Genomic DNA, 23,573 nt, shown 5'->3' with positions numbered 1-23,573 from the left:
AACGCTGAAGACCCATCGCCATGGCTCAATACGTCTTTTCGATGAACCGCGTCAACAAGACGGTTCCTCCGAAGCGCCACATCCTCAAGAACGTCTCGCTGTCCTTCTTCCCCGGCGCCAAGATCGGCGTGCTCGGCCTGAACGGCTCGGGCAAGTCCACGCTGCTGAAGATCATGGCCGGCGTCGACAAGGAGATCGAGGGTGAAGCCATCCCGATGCCCGGCATCAAGATCGGCTACCTGGAGCAGGAGCCCCACCTGAATCCGGACCAGACCGTGCGTGAAGCGGTCGAGGAAGGCATTGGCGGTGTGCTGGCCGCCAAGAAGCGCCTGGACGAGGTCTACGCCGCGTACGCCGAGGACGGCGCCGACTTCGACGCGCTGGCCGCCGAGCAGGGCGAGCTGGAGGCGATCATCGCCGCGGCCGGCTCCGAGAACACCGACCTGCAGCTGGAACTGGCCGCCGACGCGCTCAACCTGCCGCCGTGGGACGCCAACATCGGCGTGCTGTCCGGCGGCGAGAAGCGCCGCGTCGCGCTGTGCCGCCTGCTGCTGTCCAAGCCCGACATGCTGCTGCTGGACGAACCGACCAACCACTTGGACGCCGAATCTGTCGAGTGGCTGGAGCAGTTCCTGTCGCGCTTCCCCGGCACCGTGGTGGCCATCACCCATGATCGCTACTTCCTGGACAACGCCGCCGAGTGGATCCTGGAACTGGACCGCGGCCACGGCATCCCCTGGAAGGGCAACTACTCCGACTGGCTGGACCAGAAGGAGCGCCGCCTGGAGCAGGAGCAGAAGTCCGAGGACGCCCGCGCCAAGGCGATGAAGGAAGAACTGAAGTGGGTGCGCTCGAACGCCAAGGGCCGCCAGGCCAAGAGCAAGGCGCGTCTGGCCCGCTTCGAGGAACTGAGCGACGTCGAATACCAGAAGCGCAACGAGACCAACGAGATCTTCATCCCCGTGGCCGAGCGCCTGGGCAATGAAGTCATCGAGTTCGAAGGCGTGACCAAGTCCTTCGGCGACCGCGTGCTGATCGACAACCTGTCGTTCAAGGTCCCGCCCGGTGCGATCGTCGGCATCATCGGCCCGAACGGCGCCGGCAAGTCGACGCTGTTCCGCATGATCCAGGGCGTCGAGACGCCGGACAGCGGCACGGTGAAGATCGGCAAGACGGCCAAGCTGGCCTTCGTCGACCAGAGCCGCCAGAGCCTGGACGCCAACAAGACCGTGTGGGAAGACGTCTCGGGCGGTCTGGACAACATCATCGTCGGCAAGTTCGTGATGCCGTCGCGCGCCTACATCGGCCGCTTCAACTTCAAGGGCAACGATCAGCAGAAGATGGTCGGTCAGCTGTCCGGCGGTGAGCGCGGCCGTCTGCACCTGGCCAAGACCCTGGCCCAGGGCGGCAACGTGCTGATGCTCGACGAACCGTCGAACGACCTGGACGTCGAAACCCTGCGCGCGCTGGAAGAGGCGCTGCTGGAGTTCGCCGGCTCGGCCATGGTGATCTCCCATGACCGCTGGTTCCTGGACCGCATCTGCACGCACATCCTGGCCTGCGAAGGTGACTCGCAGTGGTTCTTCTTCGACGGCAACTTCCACGAGTACGAAGCTGACAAGAAGCGCCGCCTCGGCGAAGAAGGCGCGCGCCCGAAGCGCGTCCGTTTCAAGCCGATCGCTTAATTCCCACGGCTCCCAGCCCACGGGACCGCTCCTCTGGGGCAGGTCTTGCCAGGCGCCCGCGATGTCTCGATTTCAAGAGGCGCCGCGGGCGTTTTTCATTGGCACCGATTCATTTCACGAATCTTTACGGCCCGCCCACGGCCAATTGACGCGCGCCGCCGACCATTTCCTCACCCCAGAACGATTTGGAGATTCCGAGATGGTCAAGAGCTTCTCCCGCCCCCTCAAGATGCTGGCCCTGGCCGCGACGATGAGCGTGGCCGCCCTGGCGGCGCACGCCCAGCCCGCCCCCGGCGACGCACCGCCGCCCCCGCCGCATGGCATGCGCCGCGGTGGGCCGGACTTCGGCGGCCCCGGCGGTCCCGGTGGTTTTGGCGCCATGGGCCCGATGCACGGCAAGCTGCTGAAGGACGCCGGCGTCACCGACGCGCAGCAGGCGCAGATCAAGCAGATCTTCGAAGCCGCGCGCACGGACCTGAAGCCCCAGCGCGACACCGAGCGCCAGTTGCACGAGCGCATGCAGGCGCTGTTCACCGCGCCCACCGTTGATGCCAACGCCGTCGAACAGGTGCGCCAGCAGATGCACGCCGCGCACGATGTCGAGTCCAAGCGCATCACGCTGGCGATGATCGACGCATCGCGGGTCCTGTCCCCCGAGCAGCGCGCCAAGATCGCCCAGCTGAAGAACCAGCAGCGCGACAAGATGAAGGAACGCATGAAGGACCGTGCCGAACGGTCGAAGGAGCGTCGCGCGGCCAATCAGGACAACCCTGTCCCGAAGCCTTTCACTGACCGCTGAACGTACGAGGCCGGCTATGCTTCAGTCTTTCGATGAGTCCGCGGCGCGCGGCCTGGCCGATCCGGCCCGGTCGGTGGCTGCACCGCAACGCCCGATGAACCCACGACTGCTCCTGATCGACGACGACGCCCGGCTCACCGCCATGCTGGGCGACTACCTCAGCAGCGCCGGCTTCGACGTCAGCTTCGCCGGTTCGCTGGCGCAGGGCCGCACCGAGCTCGAGGCCGGCCAGTTCGAACTGCTGGTCCTGGACCTGATGCTGCCCGACGGCGACGGCCTCGAGTTCTGCCGCCAGCTGCGCAGCGACAAGCGCTGGCGCCGCCTGCCGGTGCTGATGCTGTCGGCGCGCGGCGAGCCGATGGATCGCATCCTCGGCCTGGAACTGGGCGCGGACGACTACCTGCCCAAGCCCTTCGAACCCCGTGAGCTGCAGGCCCGCGTGAAGGCGCTGCTGCGCCGCACCGAGCCGCAGGCCATGGGCGACGAGGTGCTGCGCTTCGGCCGCCTGGAGATCGATCTGGCCGCGCGCCAGGTGCGCCTGGACGGCAATGCCTGCGACCTGACGAGCCACCAGTTCGACCTGCTGGTCGTCCTGGCGCAGAGCCCGGGCCGGGTGCTCTCCCGCGACCAGATCATGGACGCGTTGAAGGGCCATCCGCTCGAAGCCTTCGACCGTTCGATCGACGTGCACATCTCGCGCATCCGCTCGGTCATCGAGGACGACGCCAAGAACCCGAGACGCGTGCTGACGGTGCGCGGCGCGGGGTACGTGTTCGCACGCAAGCAGGACGCCGAAGGCCTCGAATGAAGGCTGCGACGCGGTGAAGGCGCTGTACCTGCGCATCTACATCACCGTCGTGGTGGTGTTGCTGGCGTTTGCGCTCGGCTCGGCGTGGCTCTTCCAGGGGCGCATCGAGCAGGAGCGCGGCACCTTCGAGCAGGCCGCGTCGGAGCGCCTGGTGGCGCTCGCGGTGCTGGTGCAGCGCGCGTTGCCGCCGGTCACGGCGTCGACGGACGAGCAGGCCGATGCCGTCGAGGACTGGGGTCAGCGCCTGCGCATGGCGCTGGCGCTGGAGGATTCGCGCGGACGCCGCATCGGCGCCTCGCCGCTGTTCGAGCGCCGCGAGGACCTCCCCGGTTCGCGCGTACAGCGCGTGCCGCTGGACGACGGCCGGCATCTCCTGTTCCTGCGTCTGGCCCGTCCGCCTGGCGCGTCGGGACCGATGGGTCAGGACAAGCTCGAAGCCGATGCCCGCGCCGCCAGTGGTCCGCATCGGATACCGCGCGAGCGCCGCGATCCCTTCGGCGACGGCGCGCCGCCGAGTGACGCGCGCGATCCCATTCGCCGCGAGCCGCGGCCCGAGGTCGAGCAGATGCGCCAGCGCATGCTGGATCGCCTGGAGCAGCAACGTCGCGAGGACGCGGCCAACGGGTCCTGGCTGCCGGGCTGGATCCCGAGACCTAGCGGCGAAGCGCTGGCCGTGCTGCTGGCGGTGCTGTTCGTGGCGGTGGCCGTCGGGGCCTATCCGGTGGTGCGCCGGCTGACGCGCCGGCTCGAATCCCTGAAGTCCGGTGTCGAGCAGTTCGGCTCCGGCGACCTGAGCTTCCGCGTGCAGGACAACGGCAAGGACGAGGTCGCCGCGCTGGCGACCAGTTTCAACCGCGCCGCCGAGCAGATCGAGGCCCTGCTGAGATCGCAGAAGAGCCTGCTGGCCAACGCGAGCCACGAACTGCGCTCGCCGCTGGCCCGGCTGAAGATGGCGTTCTCGATGCTGGACGACGCGTCGCCGGCGCAACGCGCGCGGCTGGGGCAGGAGATCAACACCAACATCGTGGAGCTGGACGCGCTCGTCGAGGAAGTGCTGCTGGCCAGCCGGCTCGAAGGCGGCGCCAAGTCCTTGCGGCTGGAGCCGGTCGATCTGCTGGCGCTCGCAGCCGAAGCGGCCGCGCAGGGAGACGCCGAACTGGAGATCGAGGAGGGCATCGAGCGGCTGACGCTCGATGGCGACGAACGTCTGCTGCGCCGGGCGCTGCGCAACCTGCTCGAGAACGCGCGCCGCTATGGCGGTCCGGTGGTCGAGTTGAAGCTGCGCCGCGCGGGGGAGACCCGCATCGAACTGCAGGTCTGCGATCGCGGCCCCGGCGTGCCGGAGCCGATGCGGGAGCGGATCTTCGAAGCCTTTTTCCGACTGCCCGGCCATGCCGAGGTGTCGGGCGGTGTCGGGCTGGGTCTGAGCCTCGTGAAGCAGATCGCGACGGCCCACCAGGGCACGGTGCGCTGCGACGCGCGCGAAGGCGGCGGCAGCTGCTTCGTCATCACTCTGCCGCTGAACGCAGCGGGCTGAAATTCAGCGGCCGGCATTCCACGCCCGGTACTTCAACGGCCAATCTCGCGGCGATGCACGAGGGCCAGCAGGATGCTGAGCCCGATCGCTGCCGCCGCGAGCCCCACCGACGCGGCGCTCCAGAAGCCCATCGCGCCCTGCATGATCGCGGGCAGCGCGACGGCGTGATCGCCGAAGGCCAGCCAGTACCCACCACCGAGGCCGAGTCCCCAGATCGCGAACGCGTAGATCAGCATCGGCACGGTCGCGATGTGATGGGCGCGCAGCACGAAGGCGGCCACGGTCTGGCCGGCGTCGGACACGTGGAAGAGCCACAGCCAGCCCAGCAGGGGCAGGGCGGCGGCGATGACGGCGGCGTTGCTCGTGTAGAGCCCGAGCACTTGCTCGCGCAACGAGAAGACCACGCCGCCGAGCACGAACGCGATCGCCAGCGCGATCTCCAACCCATGCCAGCCCAGCCGGCGCGCCGCCGCGTAGTCGCGCGCGCCCATCGCCTGCGCCACGAGCGTGCTGCAGGCATTCGCCTGCGACAGCGGCAGCATGAACATCATGGCGACGAGGTTGGCGCAGAGCTGGTGTCCCGCCACCGGCGTCGTGCCCAGCCGCGCGATGAAGATCGCCATGAAGGTGAAGCCGGTCACCTCGATCAGCACGGACGCGCCCATCGGCACGCCGAGCTTCAGCAGCCGCAGCAAGGTCTCCTTGCGCGGGCGATGCAGGCCGCTGCGGGCGAAGCCGAACGCGGCGTAGAACGGATCGCGCCGCAGCACGGCCAGCGCGATCAGCAGTTGGCTCCACATGACGAGCGCCGTCGCGATCGCGCAGCCGACGGCGCCCAGCGGCGGCACGTGCAAGGGCCCCAGCGTGAATCCGCCGATCAGCAGCGCGCTGGCCGGGAATTTCAAGAGCAGGCCGCCGATCTGCAGCGCCATCACCGCCTTCGGTCGTGACACCGCCGTGTTGAAGCCGCGGTAGGCGGTGAACAGCAAGGCCGCCGGCAGCGCGATGCCCAGCATGCGCAGGTAGTCGCGGATCTTGGCGGCGATCTCGGGACTGACCTGGGAGATGGCGAGGAAGGGCTGCGGGAACCACAGGATCAGTTCGCCGACGACCGTGAGCGCCAGCGCCAGCCACGCGGCCTGATGCAGGCTGTCGCCGGCTTCGGCCATGCGTCTGGCGCCGAAGAGCTGCCCGGCCACCGGCGAGATCGCCAGCACCACGCCCATCAGGCCGACGAACACCGAGGTGTAGACCGCGGAGCCCACCGCCAGCGCGGCGAGGTCGATCGCGGAGTGACGGGCGACGAGGAGGGTGTCGATCGTCGAGTACGCCAGCACCGCGAGTTGCCCGATGAACACGGGCCACGCGAGCGGCAGGATCTGCCGCAGGCTCGCGAGCCGGCCGTGGAGCGCAGCGCTCAAGCGGAGTCCTTGTCGGCCGGCTCCTGGGCGCTGTTGCCGGCGGCGTTGCGCAGCTCGATCGCCCGTTCCGAATAACGGTTGAAACGCCACGCCGTGCCTTCGATCGTGATGCGCCGCCAGGTCGCGCGTTTCTCTCCGGGCGTGAGCACCGGCCAGTTCTGCACCTCGTCGAAGCTGCGTCCGCAGCCCTTGCAGAGTTCGTCGCCCTGGCTGGTCGAGCAGATCGCGATGCAGGGCGCGTCCGGCGTCGTGTCATACCAGCGCATCCAGGCCTCGAGCGCGCGCGGCGGCATCGAGTCCTCGTCGCACTCGGTCTCGCGATGGAAGACCATCAGCGCGTACACCTCCGCCAGCGCGCGCAACTCCGGGCCCAGCGTCACGCCGTCGCCCGGTGAGCGCTGGCGCCACCAGTTGATGGCGGATTCGATGTCGGTGATGTGGATGCCTGCCATCTCGTCCATCTCAGTAGTCGATGCCCATCGCGCCACGCACCTCGCGCAAGGTCTTGCGGGCCACCGCGCGGGCACGTTCGGTGCCGACCTCGACGATCCAGTGGACCTTCTTCGGATCGGCGAGCAGCTCGTCGGCGCGGGCGCGCCACGGGGCCTGTTCATCGTGGATCGCCTCGATCAGCGGCTCCTTGCAGTCCAGGCAGCCGATGCCCGCGCTGCGGCAGCCGGATTCGACCCAGGCGCGCGTGTCGCTGTCGGCGTAGACCTTGTGCAGCGCCCAGACCGGGCAGCGCTCCGGCTCGCCCGGATCGCCGCGGCGCACACGCTGCGGGTCGGTCTGCATCTTGCGCACCTTGTCGGCGACCACTTCCGGCGCATCGCGCATGCCGATGGCGTTGCCGTAGGTCTTACTCATCTTGCGGCCGTCCAGGCCGGGCAAGCGCGAGGTCTCGGTCATCAGCGCCTGCGGTTCCGGGAACAGCGGCGTCGACGGCTGCCGGTAGAGGTGGTTGAAGCGGCGCGCGACCTCGCGCGTCACTTCGACGTGAGGCGCCTGGTCCTCGCCGACCGGCACGAAGGCCGCCTTGTAGATCAGGATGTCGGCCGCCTGCAGCAGCGGGTAGCCGAGGAAGCCGTAGGTCGCCAGCTCGCGGTTTTCGGCGACGAGGTCCTTGTAGCTCGGCATCCGCTCCAGCCAGCTCGACGGCGTGCTCATGGCCAGCAGCGTGAACAGCTCGGCGTGCTCCGGCATGCGGCTCTGGATGAACAGCGTCGCCTGCTCCGGGTCGATGCCGGCCGCCAGCCAGTCGACGACCATGTCGTAGACGCTCTGCTCCAGGCCCTCGCGGTGCTGGTAATGCGTCGTCAGCGCGTGCCAGTCGGCGACGAAGAAGAAGCAGTCGTAGGCTTCCTGCAGCCGCACCCAGTTCTTCAGCGCGCCGTGATAGTGGCCGAGGTGCAGCGCGCCGGTCGGGCGCATGCCGGACAGCACGCGCTGGCGCGGGGTGAGGGTGGGATGGTCGGTCATGGCGGAGGGCTGGAGGCGGTGGCCGCGCCGGCGCGCGGCGGTCTCGGGACGAGGTCGGCCGTGCGATGGCGGGAGGGCGATTGTAGGGAGCCGCGGCCCGGTCGACGGCGGTCATGGCCATGCCCTTGGCTACACTGCCGGCCCATGAAGAACATCGTGATCCTGATCTCCGGGCGAGGCTCCAACATGGAGGCCATCGTCCAGGCCTGCGCCGCCGGCGGATGGCCGGCCCGCATCGCCGCGGTGATCAGCAACCGGCCGGACGCCGCAGGGCTTGAATTTGCGCGGGCGCAAGGCGTCGCCACCGCCGTCGTCGACCACAAGGCCTTCGGCAAGGGCGATGCCGCGCGCACCGCCTTCGACGCGGAACTGCAGCGCGTCGTCGACGGCTTCGCGCCCGATCTGGTGGTGCTGGCCGGGTTCATGCGCATCCTGACGCCGGCGTTCACCGGCCACTATGCGGGTCGCATGCTCAACGTCCATCCGTCGCTGTTGCCGGCCTTCACGGGACTGCACACGCACCAGCGCGCGATCGAGGCAGGCTGTCGTGTGGCGGGCGCCACGGTGCACTTCGTGACGGCGGAACTGGACCACGGGCCGATCGTCGCGCAGGCCGTCGTGCCGGTGCTGGACGGCGATGACGAGGCTTCCCTCGCGGCGCGTATCCTCAAGCTGGAGCACCGCATGTACCCCACCGCCGTGCGCTGGTTCGTTGAAGGGCAGCTCTCGACCGAGGGCGCCCGCGTCCACCATCGCGGCGGCGAGCCGCAGATGTTCAGCTGACGCTCACCCCAGCATGCCGGCGAGGAAGTTGATCGTCAGCGCCAGCACCACGGTGTTGAATACGAAGGCTTGAATCGCCTGCACCAGCACCAGCCGCCGGATCGGTCGCGCACTGACGACGACGTCCGAGGTCTGCGAGGTCGCGGCGACCGTTGCTGCAAAGTAGAAGAAATCCAGGTAGTCGGGGGCGTCCTCATCGCCGGGGAACTCCAGCCCGTGCGGCGCCTTCGGGCCGCAGTGGAACAGCGACGCATACGCCAGGCCGAACTCCACCGGCAGCAACAGCCACGAGCCCGTCAGCGTTGCCGATGCCACGAGCAGATGGGGCCACGCCTGCAGCAGGCCGGACTCTTTCACCTGCGCCAGTTCCAGCGCGATCGCCGCCATGCTTGCGGCGCCGCCGAGGATCGCCAGCACCAGCACCGTCGGCGCGCTGTCCGCGACGGCGCGCGCCTGCTCCTCGACGTCTTCCGGGTCGGTCCGGAACATCATCCAGCCGATGAGCACGAGGTAGGTCCAGACGCCGGCGCTCCAGCCCAGCAGCGCACGGGTGTGCCACGCCAGGTCGACGGGCCAGGCGGCGGCCAGCAGGGCGCCGGTGGCCGCGCCGATCAACAGGCGAGGACGGCGCTTGATCTGGTGCAGCAAGGGCATGGGGGTCAGCCGGCGATCAGCCCGGGATCCGGGCGAAGCGAGGCTGCGTCACGCCGTCGATCTCGACGGTGCCGAAGAACATGTCGTAGGGACGCACCCACAGGCCGCTGTCGTTGTAGAGCGGCACGTAGAGCACGAGGGGCTCCAGGGTCTCGCTGTGGCGGACGACGCCGCGGACCTCGTATTCGCCGCCCTTGTAGTGGCGGTAGCGCCCGACAGGCGCCTCGGGCAGTGGGGGCAGCGGATCGCCGGCGCCATGCGTCGAAGGGTCCGGGGTCGAGTGGGAATTGCTCATGAAAAGACGGGTCGTGGCGCCAGCAACAGGGCAGGGCGCGGGCCTGGGCCCGGAGCCTGGGATAATCGGGCGATGCATCCTAATGCCCTTCTTGAACTCTGCGCCGAACTGGTGGACAGCCTGCTGCTGTTCGACAAGCCCGCCGACACCCTCGTTTCCGACTTCTTCCGCGCGCACAAGGCGCTTGGCCAGCGCGAGCGCCACACCGTCGCCGAGACCGCCTACGCGGTGCTGCGCCAGCGTCCGGTGCTGCAGCATCTGGCCCAGTCGGGCCGCGGTCCGATGTCCCGGCGGCTGGCGATCCTCGCCTGGGCCGGCAGTGACGCCTTCCTCCGCGCCGCGATCGTCGACGAAGAGCAGCACTGGCTCAAGCAGGTGGCGAAGGTCGACCGCAGCAAGCTGCCGGAGAAGCTCCGCCACAACCTGCCCGACTGGATCGTCGACCCGCTGAAGAAACGCCTGGGCGACGAGCAGTTCTGGCAACTGGCGGATGCCGTCAATGTGCCGGCGCCGCTGGACCTGCGCGTCAATCTGCTGAAGGCCAAGCGCGAGGACGTGCAGGCCGCGCTCCAGGAGAAGGGCTTCGCGTCGACGCCGACGCCGTTCTCGCCCTGGGGCCTGCGGCTCGAAGGCAAGCCGGCACTGCAGAAGCTGGACGTCTTCACCAGCGGCCAGGTCGAGGTCCAGGACGAGGGCAGCCAGTTGCTGTCCCTGCTCACCGAAGCCAAGCGCGGGGAGATGGTCGTCGATTTCTGTGCTGGTGCCGGCGGCAAGACCCTGGCGCTGGGCGCCGCGATGCGCAACACCGGTCGGCTGTACGCGTTCGATGTCTCGGGGCATCGCCTCGACAAGCTCAAGCCGCGTCTGGCGCGAAGCGGGCTGTCCAACGTCTACCCGGTGCAGATCAGCAATGAACGCGACGAGCGCGTCAAGCGTCTGGCCGGGAAGATCGACCGCGTGCTGGTCGATGCGCCGTGCTCTGGCCTGGGCACGCTTCGCCGCAATCCTGACCTGAAATGGCGCCAGTCGCCGACGGGCATCCTGGAACTGCACGACAAGCAACTGGCGATCCTGAACAGTGCGTCGCGACTGCTCAAGCCGGGAGGCCGCCTCGTCTACGCGACCTGTTCGCTGCTGGATGCCGAGAATGAATCGGTCGCGCAGGCGTTCGCCGAGGCCCATCCCGACTTCACCTTCGTGCCTGCGCAGGAGGTGCTGGCGCACGCGCAGGTCGAGGCGTCCCAGGCGGCCCAACTGTCGGAGAACGGCTATCTGCGCCTGTGGCCGCATCGGCATCAGAGTGACGGCTTCTTCGCGGCGGTCTGGGAACGGAAAAAGTAAGCCTGTCGACCAGGCTCGTCACGGTCGGATGGCCATGCTTGTTTCTGACTGCGAACAAATTGCCGTCGATCAATCACGTCTTCAGGCCATTCCGGTCCTGAAGCGTCAAAAGACAGGCGGGAAAGCCGCTTACATCCGGGCGATTTCTAGAGTGCGTCGCCTACAATGGGGGCTTCCTGTGGACAACTGGCTCCTCGCGAGCAGGGTTAGGACCGAATGAACGTATTGATGTCTGTGCACGACGCCATCCTGGCGTGGATGATCGACGGCCTCACCGGCGCCAACTGGTGGCAGATCGTGGTCTTCACCCTGGTGGTCACGCATATCACCATTGCTGGCGTGACGATCTTCCTGCATCGTGCCCAGGCGCACCGGGCACTCGATCTGGGCCCGATCCCGTCGCACTTCTTCCGCTTCTGGATGTGGCTGACGACCGGCATGGTCACCCGTGAATGGGTGGCCATCCACCGCAAGCACCACGCCAAGTGCGAGACCGAGGACGATCCTCACAGCCCGGTCACCCGCGGGATCAAGACCGTGATGACGCGTGGCGCCGAGCTGTATCGCGCCGAGGCGAAGAACGAGGAAACGATCAAGAAGTTCAGCCATGGCGTGCCGGACGACTGGATCGAGCGTCAGGTCTACACCGGCCGTTCGGTCTGGGGTGTGTCCCTGATGATGATCATCGACCTGGCGCTGTTCGGCGTGGCGGGCATGGCCGTGTGGGCGATCCAGATGGCCTGGATCCCGTTCTGGGCCGCTGGCGTGATCAACGGCGTGGGCCACTACTGGGGCTATCGCAACTTCGAGGCGCAGGACGCGTCGACGAACGTCTCGCCGTGGGGCGTGATCATTGGCGGCGAAGAGCTGCACAACAATCACCACACCTACCCGACGTCGGCCAAGTTCTCGGTCAAGCCGTTCGAGTTCGACATCGGCTGGGGTTACATCCGTGCGATGGAAATGATCGGCTGGGCGAAGGTTCGCAAGACCGCGCCGCAGATCAAGACGGGCGAACTCAAGGCGGTGGCCGACAAGGACACGCTGGAAGCCATCATCGCCAACCGCTATGAAGTGATGGCGCGTTATGCGCGCGGTCTGCGTGGCGCCTGCAAGGCCGAGCTGCTTCAGTTGAAGGCGGCTGGCGAGCAGCACAGCGTCAAGTTCCATCAGTTCAAGCTGGCGACACGTTGGCTGCATCGCGACGCCGAGAAGATCCCGGCTGCGTACCAGGAGCAACTGGACGGCGCCCGCGCGGCGAGCCCGGTGCTCGACAAGCTGGTGACGATGCGGGAAGAGCTGCGTCAGCTGTGGACCCGCACGAACGTGTCGGCCGAGCAGCTGGTGCACGACCTGCAAGCCTGGTGCCGCAAGGCCGAGGAAAGCGGTATCGCTGAACTGAAGTCCTTCGCGACGGGCTTGCGCACGGTGCGCGTCTGATCGGAGGTGACTCATCGAGCCGGGGTCGCCGTCCAGAGTGATGGCCGACACCCAGGTGCAGATGAAGCAATGCAAAGGGCGCCCCTACCGGGCGCCTTTTTTCTTGGCGGCGCCCATAATTTGTCAGAACTCTCAGACAAGGAGATGGACATGATGGCCTCGACCTTTTTCAAGCGCGCTGTGCTGCTCAGCCTGACGACCGTGAGCCTGGGGGCGATCGCTGCGGCCGCTCAGGCGCAGGCGGAAGTCAACTTCATCAAGCCGGAGAGCTTCTCCGACATCGGCTGGGTCGGCGTGGATCGCGACAACGCGATGAAGCAGCTGGAAGATCACTTCAAGGCGCTCGCGGCGCGCGAGCTGCCCGGCAAGCAGCTCAAGATCGACGTGACGGATGTCGACCTGGCGGGTGAGGTGGAGCCGCATGTCCGTACGGACCGGCTCCGCATCCTTCGATCGGTGACGATTCCGCGCATGAGCTTCACCTACACGCTCAGCGAGAACGGTCAGGTCCTGAAGTCCGGCAAGGCGGACCTGAAGGACATGGACTATCAGAACGGCGTCGGCAACCGCTACTTCGACTCCGAGCCGCTGCGCTACGAGAAGAAGATGATCGACGACTGGATGGCCCGCGAGCTGCTCGGCAAGGCGCACCTGGCGCCCGCGCGCTGATTGCGGTGGGGCTGCGGAGGCGGCCTCTCTTTCGGATCGCCCATGAAAAAACCCGCCGAGAGGCGGGTTTTCTTCTTCAAGGACCGGGCTGAATCACTTCAGCTTGGTTTCCTTGTACAGCACGTGCTTGCGTGCCTTGGGGTCGAACTTCATGAATTCCAGCTTTTGGGGCGTGGTCTTCTTGTTCTTGTTCGTGGTGTAGAAATGACCGGTGCCGGCAGTGGATTCCAGCTTGATCTTTTCGCGTCCGCCTTTGGATGCCATGGTGTCGCTCCTGGTTCAGTGATTAGGCTTGACCGCGCGAGCGCAGGTCGGCCAGCACGGCGTCAATGCCCTTCTTGTCGATCAGACGCAGACCTGCGTTGCTGATGCGAAGACGGACCCAGCGGTTTTCGCTCTCGACCCAGAAACGGCGGTATTGCAGGTTCGGGAGGAACCGGCGCTTGGTTTTGTTGTTGGCGTGGGAAACGTTGTTCCCGACCATGGGCTTCTTGCCCGTGACTGCGCAGACGCGTGCCATGAGGACACTCCGATACTTGTCGTCATCCGGCGACCGTCCCAATCGTCTCGACCTTGCTGTCGAGCCGCGGGCGGCGGCCTCACCTCGCCATAGGGTGGCGGTATCCCACTTTCCTCGCGTCAAGATCCTTCACAGGTTGATGGCGCGGGGAAACGAAGAGTGTAGCAGAAACGAACCGGCCCGCGCAAAGGCGGGCCGGTCGGCAGTCTCAGGGCGAGCGCCCTTCGATCGAACGTCAGATCGGCGACGCTCGCGAAGGATCAGGCCGATTCCTGCTCCAGGAAACGCTGCGCATCCAATGCGGCCATGCAGCCGGTACCGGCGCTGGTGATGGCCTGGCGATACACGTGATCCTGCACGTCGCCAGCGGCGAACACGCCCGGCACGCTCGTCATGGTGGCGAAGCCTTCCAGGCCGCTCTTCGTGCGGATGTAGCCGTCCTTCATTTCGATCTGGCCTTGGAAAATGTCGGTGTTGGGCTTGTGTCCGATCGCGATGAAGCAGCCTTGCAGCTTCAGGTCGGTGGTCGCGCCGTCCTGCGTGCTCTTGATGCGCACGCCGGTGACGCCGCTGGCGTCGCCCAGCACCTCGTCCAGCGTGTGGAAGACATGCAGCTCGATCTTGCCGGCCTTGACCTTGTCCATCAGCTTGTCGACCAGGATCGGCTCGGCGCGGAACTTGTCGCGACGGTGGATCAGGTGGACCTTGCTGGCGATGTTGGACAGGTACAACGCCTCCTCGACAGCGGTGTTCCCGCCGCCGACGACGCAGACTTCCTGCTCGCGATAGAAGAAGCCGTCGCAGGTCGCGCAAGCACTGACCCCGCGACCCATGAACGATTCTTCCGACGGCAGTCCCAGGTATTGCGCGGAAGCGCCGGTGGCCAGCACCACTGCGTCGGCCGTGTACACCGCGCTGTCGCCGGTCAGCGTGAACGGGCGCTTGGAGAAGTCGACGCTGTTGATGTGGTCGAAGACGATCTCGGTCTGGAAGCGCTCGGCATGTTCCTGGAAGCGTTGCATCAGCTCCGGACCCTGGACGCCCATCACGTCGGCCGGCCAGTTGTCCACTTCGGTCGTGGTCATCAACTGACCCCCTTGCGCCATGCCCGTCACCAGAAGCGGCTTCAGGTTGGCACGCGCCGCGTAGATGGCGGCGGTGTAGCCGGCGGGGCCGGAGCCGAGGATCAACAGTTGGGCGTGGCGGGTGTTTTGGCTCATGACGGGGGAGGTGGGGATGCGTTCAGCAGACGCAAGGGACGACAGCCTAAGCGGACCGACGGGCGGCCTATGGCGTTGACCCTATGAACAGGCGTGAACAAATTGGCACAATGCATCCATTCTAGGTGGCGGGTCCCTCTGCCATCCTGAGTTCCACGATTGACCCTAACCCCCGACAGGAGGCACCCCTTCATGGCCATGTTGTCCAATTTGGATCTGATCCGCAGGGTTCCCTTGTTCTCCCTGCTGACCGCCGACCAGGCCCAGTCCATCGCGGACAGCGTCGTCAAACGGCGCTTCAAACGCGGCGAGCTGATCGTCGAGCAGGGCACCAAGTCCAACGCGCTCTTCATCCTGCTCAACGGCCGCGCCCGCGTGCTGACCGCGGACAGCCGCGGCCGCGAAGTCATCCTCGCCGTGCTGCAGCCGGGCGACTACGTCGGCGAGATGAGCCTCATCGACAACGAGCCGCATTCGGCCACGGTGCGCGCCGAGGTGCAGACCGACATGCTGGTGCTGGGTCGGGCCGATTTCGGGCGCGGATTGCCGGATTCGTCGAGCCTGGCCTACGGCATCCTGCGCGGCCTCGTCGCGCGGCTGCGCAACGCGGACCGCCAGATCGAGTCGCTCGCGCTGCTCGACGTCTACGGTCGCGTCGCGCGCACGCTGCTGGACATGGCGGAAGAAGAGAAGGGCGTGAAGATCATCCGCGGCAAGGTGTCCAGACAGGACATGGCGAAGGTCGTCGGCGCATCGCGCGAGATGGTCAGCCGCGTCATGAAGGACCTGGAGGACAAGGGCGTCATCGAGACGCTCGAGAACGGCTCCGTGGTCATCAAGGAACGCCTGCAGCACGACTGAGGCGCCCAGTGAGGCGCCGTCGGCCGACGCTTCAACGTTTCTTCACCTTGGCGGGGAGCCTCGCGTCCGGGACGCGGGGCTTGTGCGTCACAATCGGGGAATGAGTTTTCCCGGTTCCCTGCTGGGCGGTGACGATGCCGCGCCGACCGAGCGCCCCGCGCCGGCACGCAAGTCCAAGAAGGCCGCGGCGCCCGCCGCGCCGCCTGCGCCCCCCAGTCCGCTGCGCACGCCGCTGTGGCTGCTGATCGGCGCGCTCGTGTGGTGCCTGGTCTTGCTAGCGATGGTCAGCCACGACCGCGTGGACGCCGCATTCAGCACCGCCGGCACCTCCGGGCCGGCGCACAATCGCGTTGGCACGCTGGGCGCGTGGATCTCCGACCTGATGCTGTTCGGCTTCGGCTACTCGTGCTGGTGGCTGATGCTGGTGTCGCTACGCGCCTGGCTGAGCGCCCTGGCGCGCATGCTGCGCGCGGACGGCTCGACCATTCCCACCCTCAAGGATCGGCTCCCCGCCATCGCCGGCGTGGTCCTGCTGATGGCCGCGAGCTGCTCGCTGGAATGGACGCGCCTATGGCGTTGGGACGTGTACCTGCCGGGTGGGCATGCCGGGGGTGTGCTCGGTTACCTGCTGGGGCCGTTCAGCATGAAGCTGCTGGGATTCGCGGGATCGGGCGTCGTGTGGATCGCGGCGCTGGTGGCCGGCGTGTCGTTGGCGCTGAAGTTCTCCTGGCTGCGCGTGGCCGAGCAGATCGGAACCAAGATCGAGCGCCTGATCGAGAAGCGCGAGGTCCGCCGCGAGATCGCCGAGGACAAGCGCGTCGGCAAGGAAGCCAAGCGCGAGCGCGAAGCCGTCGTCGAGGTCGAGCGCCTGGTCGAGGAGGAGCATCACATCCCGATCGTCATCGAACCGCCGGTGGCCGAGGTGCCGAAGTCCACGCGCGTCATCAAGGAGCGCCAGCAGACGCTGTTCACCGACCCCACGGATGCCAAGCTGCCGCAGGTCGACCTGCTGGATGCGCCGCCGCCACGCATCGAGACGGTGACGCCTGAGTCGCTGGAAATGACCAGCCGCATGATCGAGAAGAAGTTGAAGGACTTCGGCGTCGACGTGCGGGTGGTGGCGGCCTCGCCGGGACCGGTGATCACGCGCTACGAGATCGAGCCGGCGACCGGCGTGAAGGGCTCGCAGATCCTGGGCCTGGCCAAGGACCTGGCGCGTTCGCTGAGCCTGACCTCGATCCGCGTGGTCGAGACGATCCCGGGCAAGAACTACATGGCGCTGGAGTTGCCCAACGCGCGCCGCCAGACCATCCGGCTGTCCGAGATCCTGGGTTCCCAGGTCTACGCCGACGCCGCGTCGCCGCTGACGATGGGCCTGGGCAAGGACATCGTCGGTCTGCCGGTGGTGGCCGACCTGGCCAAGATGCCGCACTGCCTGGTGGCCGGCACGACCGGCTCGGGCAAGTCGGTGGGCATCAACGCGATGATCCTGTCGGTGCTTTACAAGGCCGAGGCCCGCGACGTCCGCCTGATCCTGATCGATCCGAAGATGCTGGAAATGAGCGTCTACGAAGGCATCCCGCATCTGCTGGCGCCGGTCGTGACGGACATGAAGCAGGCCAGCAACGCGTTGAACTGGTGCGTCAACGAGATGGAGCGCCGCTACAAGCTCATGTCCAAGATGGGCGTGCGCAACCTCGCGGGCTTCAACAAGAAGATCGCCGACGCGGCCGAGCGCGAGGAGAAGATCCCCAACCCGTTCAGCCTGACGCCGGAAGAGCCGGAGCCGCTGGAGCGGCTGCCGCACATCGTCGTCGTCATCGACGAACTGGCCGACCTGATGATGGTCGTCGGCAAGAAGATCGAGGAATTGATCGCCCGTCTGGCGCAGAAGGCGCGCGCGGCCGGCATCCACCTGATCCTCGCGACGCAGCGCCCCTCGGTCGACGTGATCACCGGCCTGATCAAGGCCAACATCCCGACGCGGCTGTCCTTCCAGGTGTCCAGCAAGATCGACTCGCGGACCATCCTCGACCAGATGGGGGCCGAGGCGCTGCTGGGCATGGGCGACATGCTCTACATGGCCTCGGGCACCGGTTTGCCGGTGCGGGTGCACGGCGCGTTCGTCAGCGACGACGAGGTGCATCGCGTCGTCGAATACCTGAAGGAACAGGGCGAGCCCAACTACATCGAGGGCATCCTGGAAGGCGGCGTGCTCGACGGCGATGGCGGCGGCGACGGACTGCCCGGCCTGACGGCGGGTGGCGACGGCGAGTCCGATCCGATGTACGACCAGGCCGTGGGCATCGTGCTGCAGCACAAGCGCGCGTCGATCTCGCTGGTGCAGAGACATCTGCGCATCGGCTACAACCGGGCGGCCCGTTTGCTGGAGCAGATGGAGAAGTCCGGCGTCGTCTCGGCGATGGCCACCAACGGCAACCGCGACATCATCGTGCCCAAGCGGGATGACTGATCCGAACGATTCTGCGAGACGAATGATCGATACCTCCTCCCTGTTCCGCCCCCTGGTCCGTGCCATGGCGGCCATCGCCGTCTGTTTCACGACCCTTGCGCACGCTGACGGCGTGAGCGCGCTGCAGCAGTTCGTCAGCGAAGTGAAGAGCGGCCGCGCGACGTTTACCCAGACCGTCACAGCGCCCGACGGCAAGCGCAAGAAGACGACCACGGGTACGTTCGAATTCCAGCGTCCGAACCAGTTCCGCTTCAGCTACGCCAAGCCGGCTGAGCAACTGATCGTGGCTGATGGCAAGGAGGTGTGGATCTACGATCCCGACCTGCAGCAGGCCAGCGTGCGCAACATGGACCAGGCACTGGGCGCGACACCGGTGTCGCTGCTCGCGGGCGGCGACCTGGCCAAGGACTTCACGCTGAAGTCGCTGCCGGCGGCGAACGGTCTGGACTGGGTGCAGGCCACGCCCAAGCGCAACGACAGCGGTCTGCAGAGCCTGAAGCTCGGGTTCAAGGGGCGCGAGCTGGGCGCGCTGGAGATCGTCGACGGCTTCGGCCAGCAGTCGGTGATGCAGTTCAGCGCGATCGAACCCAACGCCAAGGTGTCGGCCGACCGCTTCCGCTTCACGCCGCCTCCGGGAACGGACATCGCGCGTCAGCCCTGAGCGACCCTGAGTCTGCATCGATGAGCAACGCGTCGCTCTTTCCGGACGAGTTCGAACCCGTTCCCACTGCGCGGTCTCAAGCAGCCGCGCCAAGTCAGCACGCGCCGCTGCCCGAGCGGCTGCGACCGCGCAAGCTCGATGAGGTGGTCGGCCAACGCCACCTGCTGGGCGAGGGCATGCCGCTGCGCGTCGCGCTTGAAAGCGGCCGGCCGCATTCGATGATCCTGTGGGGCCCGCCGGGCGTCGGCAAGACGACGCTGGCGCGGCTGATGACGCAGCACTTCGACGCACAGTTCATTGCGATTTCGGCGGTCCTGGGTGGCGTCAAGGACATCCGCGAGGCGGTCGACCGCGCGCAGGTCGCAGCGGGGCAGGGCCGGCGCACGATCGTGTTCGTCGACGAGGTCCACCGTTTCAACAAGGCGCAGCAGGATGCCTTCCTGCCGCACGTCGAGTCAGGCCTGTTCAGCTTCATCGGAGCGACGACCGAGAACCCCTCGTTCGAGGTGAACTCGGCGCTGCTGTCGCGGGCGACCGTGCACGTGCTGAAGTCGCTCGACGAACAGGACATGCGCGAACTGCTGGCGCGCGGCCGAGAAGCCCTCGGTGCGCCCACGGTGAGCGAGGCGGCCACGCTTCGGCTGATCGGTTATGCCGACGGGGATGCGCGGCGTCTGCTGAACACGCTGGAGACCGTGGCCCAACTGACGCCGCCCGGTACGGCGGAGATCGACGAGGCGCTGCTGGAGCGCACGCTCGGTGAACAGCTGCGGCGCTACGACAAGGGCGGCGACCAGTTCTACGACGTGATCTCGGCGCTGCACAAGTCGGTGCGCGGCTCCCATCCGGACGCGGCGCTCTACTGGCTGGTGCGGATGCTCGATGGCGGCGTCGATGCGCGCTACATCACCCGGCGGCTGGTCCGCATGGCGAGCGAGGACATCGGCAACGCCGATCCTCGCGCGCTGCGGATCTGCCTGGACGCGGCGGAGACCTATGAGCGCCTGGGAACGCCTGAAGGCGAGCTCGCGCTGGCACAGGCGGTCGTCTATCTGGCGATCGCGCCGAAGTCGAACGCCGTCTACAACGCCTACAACCAGGTGCGCGCGTTGATCAAGCAGGACAGCTCGCGCCCGGTGCCGGTGCACCTGCGCAATGCGCCGACGCGGCTCATGAAGGAGCTCGGCTACGGCAAGGCCTACCGCTACGCGCATGACTTTCCCGGCGCGTACGTGGCCGGCGAGCAGTACTTGCCGGACGGACTCGAGGATCAGCGCTTCTACGAGCCTGTTCCGCGCGGCCTGGAGATCAAGATCGGCGCGCGACTCGACGAATTGCGACGGCTGGATGCCGGAGCGCTCGGACAGGATGATGGCGGCGCCGGCCTCGGCGACGACGGCGAGGTCTGATCGATGAGCACGCGGGTCGTCAGCGTCATGGCCGCGTTGATCCTGACGGCGTTGTCGACCGTGGTCGCGCCGTCCGCAGTCGCAGCGCCCGTCAAACCCAAGCTCACGGCGCCATCGGCGGCCAGCCCCGCGCAACCGCCCGAGGGCCCGACGCTGACCCGCATCCGCGAGACCGGTGTTGTCGTCATCGGCTACCGGCCGGCGTCGGCGCCGTTCAGCTACCTCGACGCGCAGTTGCGGCCGACGGGCTATTCCGTCGAACTCTGCGAGCGCGTGATCGCCTCGCTTCGCGTGAAGCTCAAGCTGCCGGACCTGGAGGTGCGTCGTGTCGCGGTCGGCTCGGCGACGCGGATGCCGATGGTCAGCAACGGCACGCTGGACATGGAGTGCGGCATCACGACCAATACCGCCGAGCGTGCGCGCAGCCAGGCGTTCTCGCTGACCATCTTCGTGGCCGAGACCAAGCTGATGACCCGCCACGGCGAGAAGGTGCAGAGCCTGCTCGACCTGCGTGGCCGCCCGGTGGTGAGCACCATCGGCACGACCAGCATCCAGCACCTGGCCAAGGTCAACGAGCAGCAGGGACTGAACATCCGCATCGTCGCCGGGCTGGATGATCCGGACGCGTTCCAGCTGCTGCGCAGCGGCCGGGCCGATGCGTTCATGATGGACGACGTGATCATCCGCAGCCTGCTGGCGCAGCAGGGCGCGGCGGCCTCGGCGGACGACTACGTGATCTCCGATCGCGCGCTCACCGTGGAGCCTTACGCCATCGGGCTCAACCGCGACGATCCGATGTTCAAGACGATGGTGGACGACGTGCTGACCGGTCTCTACCGCAGCGGCGAGATCCATGCGATCTACAAGCGCTGGTTCGAATCGCCGCTGCCCCCGACGGGCATCAACCTGAAGCTGCCGATGAACGCCGCTTTCCGGCGCGTGGTCGCGCAGCCGACGGATTCGCCGGATCCGGAACGCTATCGCTGAGCGGCGCTGCGGTCGGCGTCCGATCGCCGGCGATCGCCCCGGAACAACCGTCGCGACCCTCCAGCAGTTCGACGAAGCGCCGCGCGGCAAGTCCGAGCGGCCGTGTCTGCGTCCAGACGACATCGACGTAGAGCTGCAGCGCCGTCGTGAAGTTGCCTGCGGGAATCTGCACCAGTTCCCCTGACGCCAACGCGGCGCGCACGAATCCCGATGGCAGCCACGCCCATCCGAGCCCGGCGGCCACCATGCGCAACGCTGCCACCGGGCTGTCGGTGCGCCATTGGACGCGAGAGACGGAAATCCGCTTGTCGACGTCACAGGCGTCGCGGCCCGCCACGAGGATCTGGCGCTCGGCGATGAGGTGCTCGTCGCGCAGCGCCGACGGATCGCGCGCGAGCATGGGATGCGATGCCGCCACGACGGCGATCAGGGTCTCGCGGGCCACCTCCTGGAATTGCTCGGAGGGATCGAGCCCCTGGCGCTCGAAGACCAGGGCCAGTTGAGCGCGGCCGGACTTCAGCATGGCCAGGGCGTCCGCCTGCGGGGCGGTCAGCACCTCGACGTCCAACAGCGGGAACTCGGTGGACAGCGTCGTCAGCGCGTCGCTCCAGGGCGTCGCGGCGACGAGTTCCGGCACCACGGCGATCGTCAGCGAGGGCTCCAGCCCTTGGGTCATCGACAACGCATGGCGATTGAGTTGACCGAGCTGTTCAGTCAGTCTGCGGGCCTGCGGCACCAGCGCGAGGGCCTTCGCGGTGGGCACGGGCTCACGGCCGGTGCGGTCGAACAACGAGAGGTCGAGCTGTGCTTCCAGATTCGCGATCGTCATGCTGACGGCCGAGGGCACACGACCCAGCACGCGCGCTGCGGCAGAAAACGATCCGTGATCGATCGCAGCGAGGAACACGCGGAGGTTGTCGAGATCGAAAGCCAAGGTACGCCCGTGATCTGTCAGGAAATCTGATTGATCCTGACTTTAACTATCAGAAACGTGAACATAAAGTCCTACCCATCCACTTTCAAGGAGATGGCGATGGTGTGGGGCGTGTTGTTTCTGGCGGGGCTGTTCGAGATCGGCTGGGCCGTCGGGCTGAAGTACACGGAAGGGTTCAGCCGGCTGTGGCCGACGGTGGGCACGCTGGCGGCCATGGTGACGAGCGTCCTGCTGCTGGGCTGGGCGCTGAAGCATCTGCCGGTGGGGACCGCCTATGCGGTATGGACGGGCATCGGCGCCGTCGGCACGGCGATCGCGGGCATCGTGCTGCTGGGCGAGTCGGCGTCTTTCGCGCGGCTGGCGTGCATCGGCCTCATCGGGGCGGGCATCGTCGGACTGAAGATGGTCACGCCACAGTGAGAGTGACTCAGCGGAAGGTCTTCAGCGCCTGCTGGCCGGCTGGCGTCAGGTAGGGCCAGACGGCGTCGATCGGCAGTGCCACGTCCTCCGCGCAGGGCGTCATCGCGTACGAGGCCTGCGTGTGGAAGACGAGCTGCTTGGGCTCAGGGTGGATCGAGCTGCCCATCCAACGGACTTCATCGCGGCACTCGGCTTCCTCGCCGTTGCCGCCGTTGTCGGCGTAGGCCTTCACCAGCAGCTTGCCGAGCCGGGAGTCCTTCGGGATCTCGCTGCGCCAATCGGATCGAACCCACGAAGAGACGTCGGCCTCCGCGCCGGTATCGAGGCGATAGGTGGTGACGCTGTTGCCGTGCCAGGGATGAGCGCCGCCACAGTAGCCCTCGTTCCACGTATCGACGACGACGAAGGCGGCGTTCCATGCCACGACGGTCTGCGTCTGCGAGGACTCGTAGCCGGCCTCTGGTCCTCGTTCTCGGCGGCCTTGGGCCATGCAGTCGATGTGATCGATGACGGCGTCGACGGCCTTGCCCCACAACGTGGCGTTCAGTGTCGTGATGGCTGGTGTCGTGCCGATCAGGCGGATGCCGCCATGCGTGGTGTCGAGCTTCGCGCCTCGGGTACCGATGGTGCCGGGCACGGGGTAGGTCAGAACCTCGTAGCGACGGCCACCGATCTGGCCGGTCTTCGCGACGGTCGGCTTGAGCGCGATCTTGCGGGGCGCGTTGTAGTCATCGTTCCTGGTCGCCGTCGCGGCGATCGGCAGCTTCTTCGTGCCATCGACGGAGCGCCACTCGCCGTTCAGGGTGTTGGCGTCGCAATTGAGCGTCAGCCGTCCTGTGAGCTTCTCCGCGGCATCGAGTTCCTGCCACTCCCCAGTCCTGGCATCGCGAACCAGGGTGAGATCGCCGAGCGAGCTGCGGTAGTAGTACCGGCCCATGGCGGGACGTTCGTCCTCGGCCGGATTGAGCTCGATGGATACCGGCGACGTGCCGAGCGTGCCTCGCCACGCGCCCTTGTCGCAGGCACTCGAGGCGTGCGCGGCCAGCGGGCTCAACGCAGTCGCGATCGTCAACGTGATCAAAGTGTGAAGGCGGGTTGCAGAGATCGAACGGAAGAGGGTGGAAGGGCGTGCGCGCATGACGGTGACTGTAGCGACCGCAGGGCATGGCACTTGCCG

General features: G+C 67.1%; 24 protein-coding genes. 14 read left to right on the top strand and 10 right to left on the bottom strand.

What is annotated here, in order from left to right; genetic code table 11:
* Positions 1 to 20: 20 nt before the first annotated feature.
* From ettA to ABE85_RS10365, 4 genes are all read left to right on the top strand, one after another.
* Positions 21 to 1,685: an energy-dependent translational throttle protein EttA gene (ettA, locus tag ABE85_RS10380; protein WP_067273599.1), complete on the top strand. Its 1,665-nt coding sequence runs from the start codon at positions 21 to 23 to the stop codon at positions 1,683 to 1,685.
* 61 nt (positions 1,686 to 1,746) lie between these two features.
* Entirely contained in the window at positions 1,747 to 2,484 is a 738-nt protein-coding gene (locus tag ABE85_RS10375) for a Spy/CpxP family protein refolding chaperone (protein ID WP_082938512.1), read from the top strand.
* Positions 2,485 to 2,578: 94 nt separating this feature from the next.
* Entirely contained in the window at positions 2,579 to 3,292 is a 714-nt protein-coding gene (locus ABE85_RS10370; protein WP_067282373.1) for a response regulator, read from the top strand.
* 13 nt (positions 3,293 to 3,305) lie between these two features.
* A complete protein-coding gene (locus ABE85_RS10365; RefSeq protein WP_067273592.1) occupies positions 3,306 to 4,829 on the top strand; it encodes an ATP-binding protein in 1,524 nt (507 codons plus the stop codon).
* Positions 4,830 to 4,861: 32 nt separating this feature from the next.
* On the opposite strand, the gene ABE85_RS10360 is transcribed toward ABE85_RS10365, so the two are convergent.
* From ABE85_RS10360 to trpS, 3 genes are read right to left on the bottom strand one after another with little or no spacing between them, the layout of a single operon-like run.
* Positions 4,862 to 6,250, bottom strand: a complete 1,389-nt coding sequence (locus ABE85_RS10360) for an MATE family efflux transporter (RefSeq protein ID WP_067273589.1) — start codon at positions 6,248 to 6,250, stop codon at positions 4,862 to 4,864.
* Positions 6,247 to 6,702 (bottom strand): DUF3717 domain-containing protein, encoded by a 456-nt coding sequence (locus tag ABE85_RS10355; RefSeq protein ID WP_067282370.1) that lies wholly within the window; start codon positions 6,700 to 6,702, stop codon positions 6,247 to 6,249. Before ABE85_RS10355 ends, ABE85_RS10360 begins: the two co-directional genes overlap by 4 nt.
* Before the next feature lie 10 nt (positions 6,703 to 6,712).
* A complete protein-coding gene (gene trpS, locus ABE85_RS10350; protein WP_067273586.1) occupies positions 6,713 to 7,729 on the bottom strand; it encodes a tryptophan--tRNA ligase in 1,017 nt (338 codons plus the stop codon).
* A gap of 144 nt (positions 7,730 to 7,873) precedes the next feature.
* Between trpS and purN the strand changes: the two genes are divergently transcribed.
* Positions 7,874 to 8,512: a phosphoribosylglycinamide formyltransferase gene (gene purN / locus ABE85_RS10345; RefSeq protein ID WP_067273582.1), complete on the top strand. Its 639-nt coding sequence runs from the start codon at positions 7,874 to 7,876 to the stop codon at positions 8,510 to 8,512.
* A 3-nt stretch (positions 8,513 to 8,515) separates the two neighbouring features.
* Here the strand turns inward: purN and ABE85_RS10340 are convergent, their stop codons facing one another.
* A complete protein-coding gene (locus ABE85_RS10340) occupies positions 8,516 to 9,166 on the bottom strand; it encodes a DUF1345 domain-containing protein (RefSeq protein ID WP_067273579.1) in 651 nt (216 codons plus the stop codon).
* Between the two features lie 16 nt (positions 9,167 to 9,182).
* Positions 9,183 to 9,461 (bottom strand): DUF1653 domain-containing protein, encoded by a 279-nt coding sequence (locus ABE85_RS10335; RefSeq protein ID WP_067273576.1) that lies wholly within the window; start codon positions 9,459 to 9,461, stop codon positions 9,183 to 9,185.
* 72 nt (positions 9,462 to 9,533) lie between these two features.
* Here ABE85_RS10335 and ABE85_RS10330 point away from each other — a divergent pair, with 72 nt between their 5' ends.
* From ABE85_RS10330 to ABE85_RS10320, 3 genes are all read left to right on the top strand, one after another.
* The gene (locus tag ABE85_RS10330; RefSeq protein ID WP_067273572.1) at positions 9,534 to 10,802 is read left to right on the top strand and encodes an RsmB/NOP family class I SAM-dependent RNA methyltransferase; all 1,269 of its coding nucleotides are present in this window, start codon (positions 9,534 to 9,536) and stop codon (positions 10,800 to 10,802) included.
* Positions 10,803 to 11,030: 228 nt separating this feature from the next.
* The gene (locus tag ABE85_RS10325; protein ID WP_409072578.1) at positions 11,031 to 12,242 is read left to right on the top strand and encodes a fatty acid desaturase; all 1,212 of its coding nucleotides are present in this window, start codon (positions 11,031 to 11,033) and stop codon (positions 12,240 to 12,242) included.
* Between the two features lie 150 nt (positions 12,243 to 12,392).
* Positions 12,393 to 12,911 carry a DUF3016 domain-containing protein gene (locus tag ABE85_RS10320; protein ID WP_067273566.1) on the top strand — a complete coding sequence of 173 codons (519 nt, stop codon included), beginning with the start codon at positions 12,393 to 12,395 and terminating at the stop codon, positions 12,909 to 12,911.
* Between the two features lie 93 nt (positions 12,912 to 13,004).
* Here the strand turns inward: ABE85_RS10320 and rpmG are convergent, their stop codons facing one another.
* The 3 genes from rpmG to trxB all read right to left on the bottom strand — a co-directional run bounded on the left by rpmG (position 13,005) and on the right by trxB (position 14,651).
* Positions 13,005 to 13,175, bottom strand: a complete 171-nt coding sequence (rpmG, locus tag ABE85_RS10315) for a 50S ribosomal protein L33 (protein WP_067273562.1) — start codon at positions 13,173 to 13,175, stop codon at positions 13,005 to 13,007.
* 22 nt (positions 13,176 to 13,197) lie between these two features.
* Positions 13,198 to 13,431: a 50S ribosomal protein L28 gene (gene rpmB / locus ABE85_RS10310; RefSeq protein ID WP_067273559.1), complete on the bottom strand. Its 234-nt coding sequence runs from the start codon at positions 13,429 to 13,431 to the stop codon at positions 13,198 to 13,200.
* 260 nt (positions 13,432 to 13,691) lie between these two features.
* Positions 13,692 to 14,651 (bottom strand): thioredoxin-disulfide reductase, encoded by a 960-nt coding sequence (gene trxB / locus ABE85_RS10305; protein WP_067273557.1) that lies wholly within the window; start codon positions 14,649 to 14,651, stop codon positions 13,692 to 13,694.
* A 192-nt stretch (positions 14,652 to 14,843) separates the two neighbouring features.
* On the opposite strand from trxB, the gene ABE85_RS10300 reads away from it, so the two are divergent.
* From ABE85_RS10300 to ABE85_RS10280, 5 genes are all read left to right on the top strand, one after another.
* Positions 14,844 to 15,512 (top strand): Crp/Fnr family transcriptional regulator, encoded by a 669-nt coding sequence (locus ABE85_RS10300; RefSeq protein ID WP_067273553.1) that lies wholly within the window; start codon positions 14,844 to 14,846, stop codon positions 15,510 to 15,512.
* Positions 15,513 to 15,612: 100 nt separating this feature from the next.
* Complete coding sequence (locus ABE85_RS10295; protein ID WP_082938510.1) at positions 15,613 to 17,985, top strand: DNA translocase FtsK; 2,373 nt, start codon at positions 15,613 to 15,615, stop codon at positions 17,983 to 17,985.
* Between the two features lie 22 nt (positions 17,986 to 18,007).
* Complete coding sequence (gene lolA, locus ABE85_RS10290) at positions 18,008 to 18,646, top strand: outer membrane lipoprotein chaperone LolA (protein ID WP_082938509.1); 639 nt, start codon at positions 18,008 to 18,010, stop codon at positions 18,644 to 18,646.
* 20 nt (positions 18,647 to 18,666) lie between these two features.
* Positions 18,667 to 20,055, top strand: a complete 1,389-nt coding sequence (locus ABE85_RS10285; RefSeq protein WP_082938508.1) for a replication-associated recombination protein A — start codon at positions 18,667 to 18,669, stop codon at positions 20,053 to 20,055.
* Positions 20,056 to 20,058: 3 nt separating this feature from the next.
* Positions 20,059 to 21,042: an amino acid ABC transporter substrate-binding protein gene (locus ABE85_RS10280; RefSeq protein ID WP_082938507.1), complete on the top strand. Its 984-nt coding sequence runs from the start codon at positions 20,059 to 20,061 to the stop codon at positions 21,040 to 21,042.
* Here ABE85_RS10280 and ABE85_RS10275 read toward each other — a convergent pair.
* Entirely contained in the window at positions 20,957 to 21,976 is a 1,020-nt protein-coding gene (locus ABE85_RS10275) for a LysR family transcriptional regulator (protein ID WP_082938506.1), read from the bottom strand. The genes ABE85_RS10280 and ABE85_RS10275 overlap by 86 nt on opposite strands.
* 99 nt (positions 21,977 to 22,075) lie before the next feature.
* Here ABE85_RS10275 and sugE point away from each other — a divergent pair, with 99 nt between their 5' ends.
* Positions 22,076 to 22,396 carry a quaternary ammonium compound efflux SMR transporter SugE gene (gene sugE, locus ABE85_RS10270; RefSeq protein ID WP_067273549.1) on the top strand — a complete coding sequence of 107 codons (321 nt, stop codon included), beginning with the start codon at positions 22,076 to 22,078 and terminating at the stop codon, positions 22,394 to 22,396.
* Between the two features lie 7 nt (positions 22,397 to 22,403).
* Here the strand turns inward: sugE and ABE85_RS10265 are convergent, their stop codons facing one another.
* The gene (locus tag ABE85_RS10265; protein ID WP_157522194.1) at positions 22,404 to 23,468 is read right to left on the bottom strand and encodes a hypothetical protein; all 1,065 of its coding nucleotides are present in this window, start codon (positions 23,466 to 23,468) and stop codon (positions 22,404 to 22,406) included.
* Between the last annotated feature and the right edge of the window lie 105 nt (positions 23,469 to 23,573).

It is taken from the genome of Mitsuaria sp. 7 (assembly GCF_001653795.1).
GTDB lineage: Bacteria > Pseudomonadota > Gammaproteobacteria > Burkholderiales > Burkholderiaceae_C > Roseateles.
This window is presented reverse-complemented; position numbering and strand designations above follow the sequence as displayed.

Excerpts from the sequence above, each read along its gene's own strand:
- ABE85_RS10285 (WP_082938508.1), top strand. The coding sequence starts at position 18,667 with ATGAGCAACGCGTCGCTCTTTCCGGACGAGTTCGAACCCGTTCCCACT.
- ABE85_RS10320 (WP_067273566.1), top strand. The coding sequence starts at position 12,393 with ATGATGGCCTCGACCTTTTTCAAGCGCGCTGTGCTGCTCAGCCTGACG.
- ABE85_RS10325 (WP_409072578.1), top strand. The coding sequence starts at position 11,031 with ATGTCTGTGCACGACGCCATCCTGGCGTGGATGATCGACGGCCTCACC.
- ABE85_RS10375 (WP_082938512.1), top strand. The coding sequence starts at position 1,747 with ATGTCTCGATTTCAAGAGGCGCCGCGGGCGTTTTTCATTGGCACCGAT.
- ABE85_RS10335 (WP_067273576.1), bottom strand. The coding sequence starts at position 9,461 with ATGAGCAATTCCCACTCGACCCCGGACCCTTCGACGCATGGCGCCGGC.
- trpS (WP_067273586.1), bottom strand. The coding sequence starts at position 7,729 with ATGACCGACCATCCCACCCTCACCCCGCGCCAGCGCGTGCTGTCCGGC.
- purN (WP_067273582.1), top strand. The coding sequence starts at position 7,874 with ATGAAGAACATCGTGATCCTGATCTCCGGGCGAGGCTCCAACATGGAG.
- rpmB (WP_067273559.1), bottom strand. The coding sequence starts at position 13,431 with ATGGCACGCGTCTGCGCAGTCACGGGCAAGAAGCCCATGGTCGGGAAC.
- ABE85_RS10295 (WP_082938510.1), top strand. The coding sequence starts at position 15,613 with ATGAGTTTTCCCGGTTCCCTGCTGGGCGGTGACGATGCCGCGCCGACC.
- rpmG (WP_067273562.1), bottom strand. The coding sequence starts at position 13,175 with ATGGCATCCAAAGGCGGACGCGAAAAGATCAAGCTGGAATCCACTGCC.
- ABE85_RS10280 (WP_082938507.1), top strand. The coding sequence starts at position 20,059 with ATGAGCACGCGGGTCGTCAGCGTCATGGCCGCGTTGATCCTGACGGCG.
- ABE85_RS10300 (WP_067273553.1), top strand. The coding sequence starts at position 14,844 with ATGGCCATGTTGTCCAATTTGGATCTGATCCGCAGGGTTCCCTTGTTC.
- ABE85_RS10340 (WP_067273579.1), bottom strand. The coding sequence starts at position 9,166 with ATGCCCTTGCTGCACCAGATCAAGCGCCGTCCTCGCCTGTTGATCGGC.
- sugE (WP_067273549.1), top strand. The coding sequence starts at position 22,076 with ATGGTGTGGGGCGTGTTGTTTCTGGCGGGGCTGTTCGAGATCGGCTGG.
- lolA (WP_082938509.1), top strand. The coding sequence starts at position 18,008 with ATGATCGATACCTCCTCCCTGTTCCGCCCCCTGGTCCGTGCCATGGCG.
- ABE85_RS10370 (WP_067282373.1), top strand. The coding sequence starts at position 2,579 with ATGAACCCACGACTGCTCCTGATCGACGACGACGCCCGGCTCACCGCC.
- ABE85_RS10355 (WP_067282370.1), bottom strand. The coding sequence starts at position 6,702 with ATGGCAGGCATCCACATCACCGACATCGAATCCGCCATCAACTGGTGG.
- ettA (WP_067273599.1), top strand. The coding sequence starts at position 21 with ATGGCTCAATACGTCTTTTCGATGAACCGCGTCAACAAGACGGTTCCT.
- trxB (WP_067273557.1), bottom strand. The coding sequence starts at position 14,651 with ATGAGCCAAAACACCCGCCACGCCCAACTGTTGATCCTCGGCTCCGGC.
- ABE85_RS10330 (WP_067273572.1), top strand. The coding sequence starts at position 9,534 with ATGCATCCTAATGCCCTTCTTGAACTCTGCGCCGAACTGGTGGACAGC.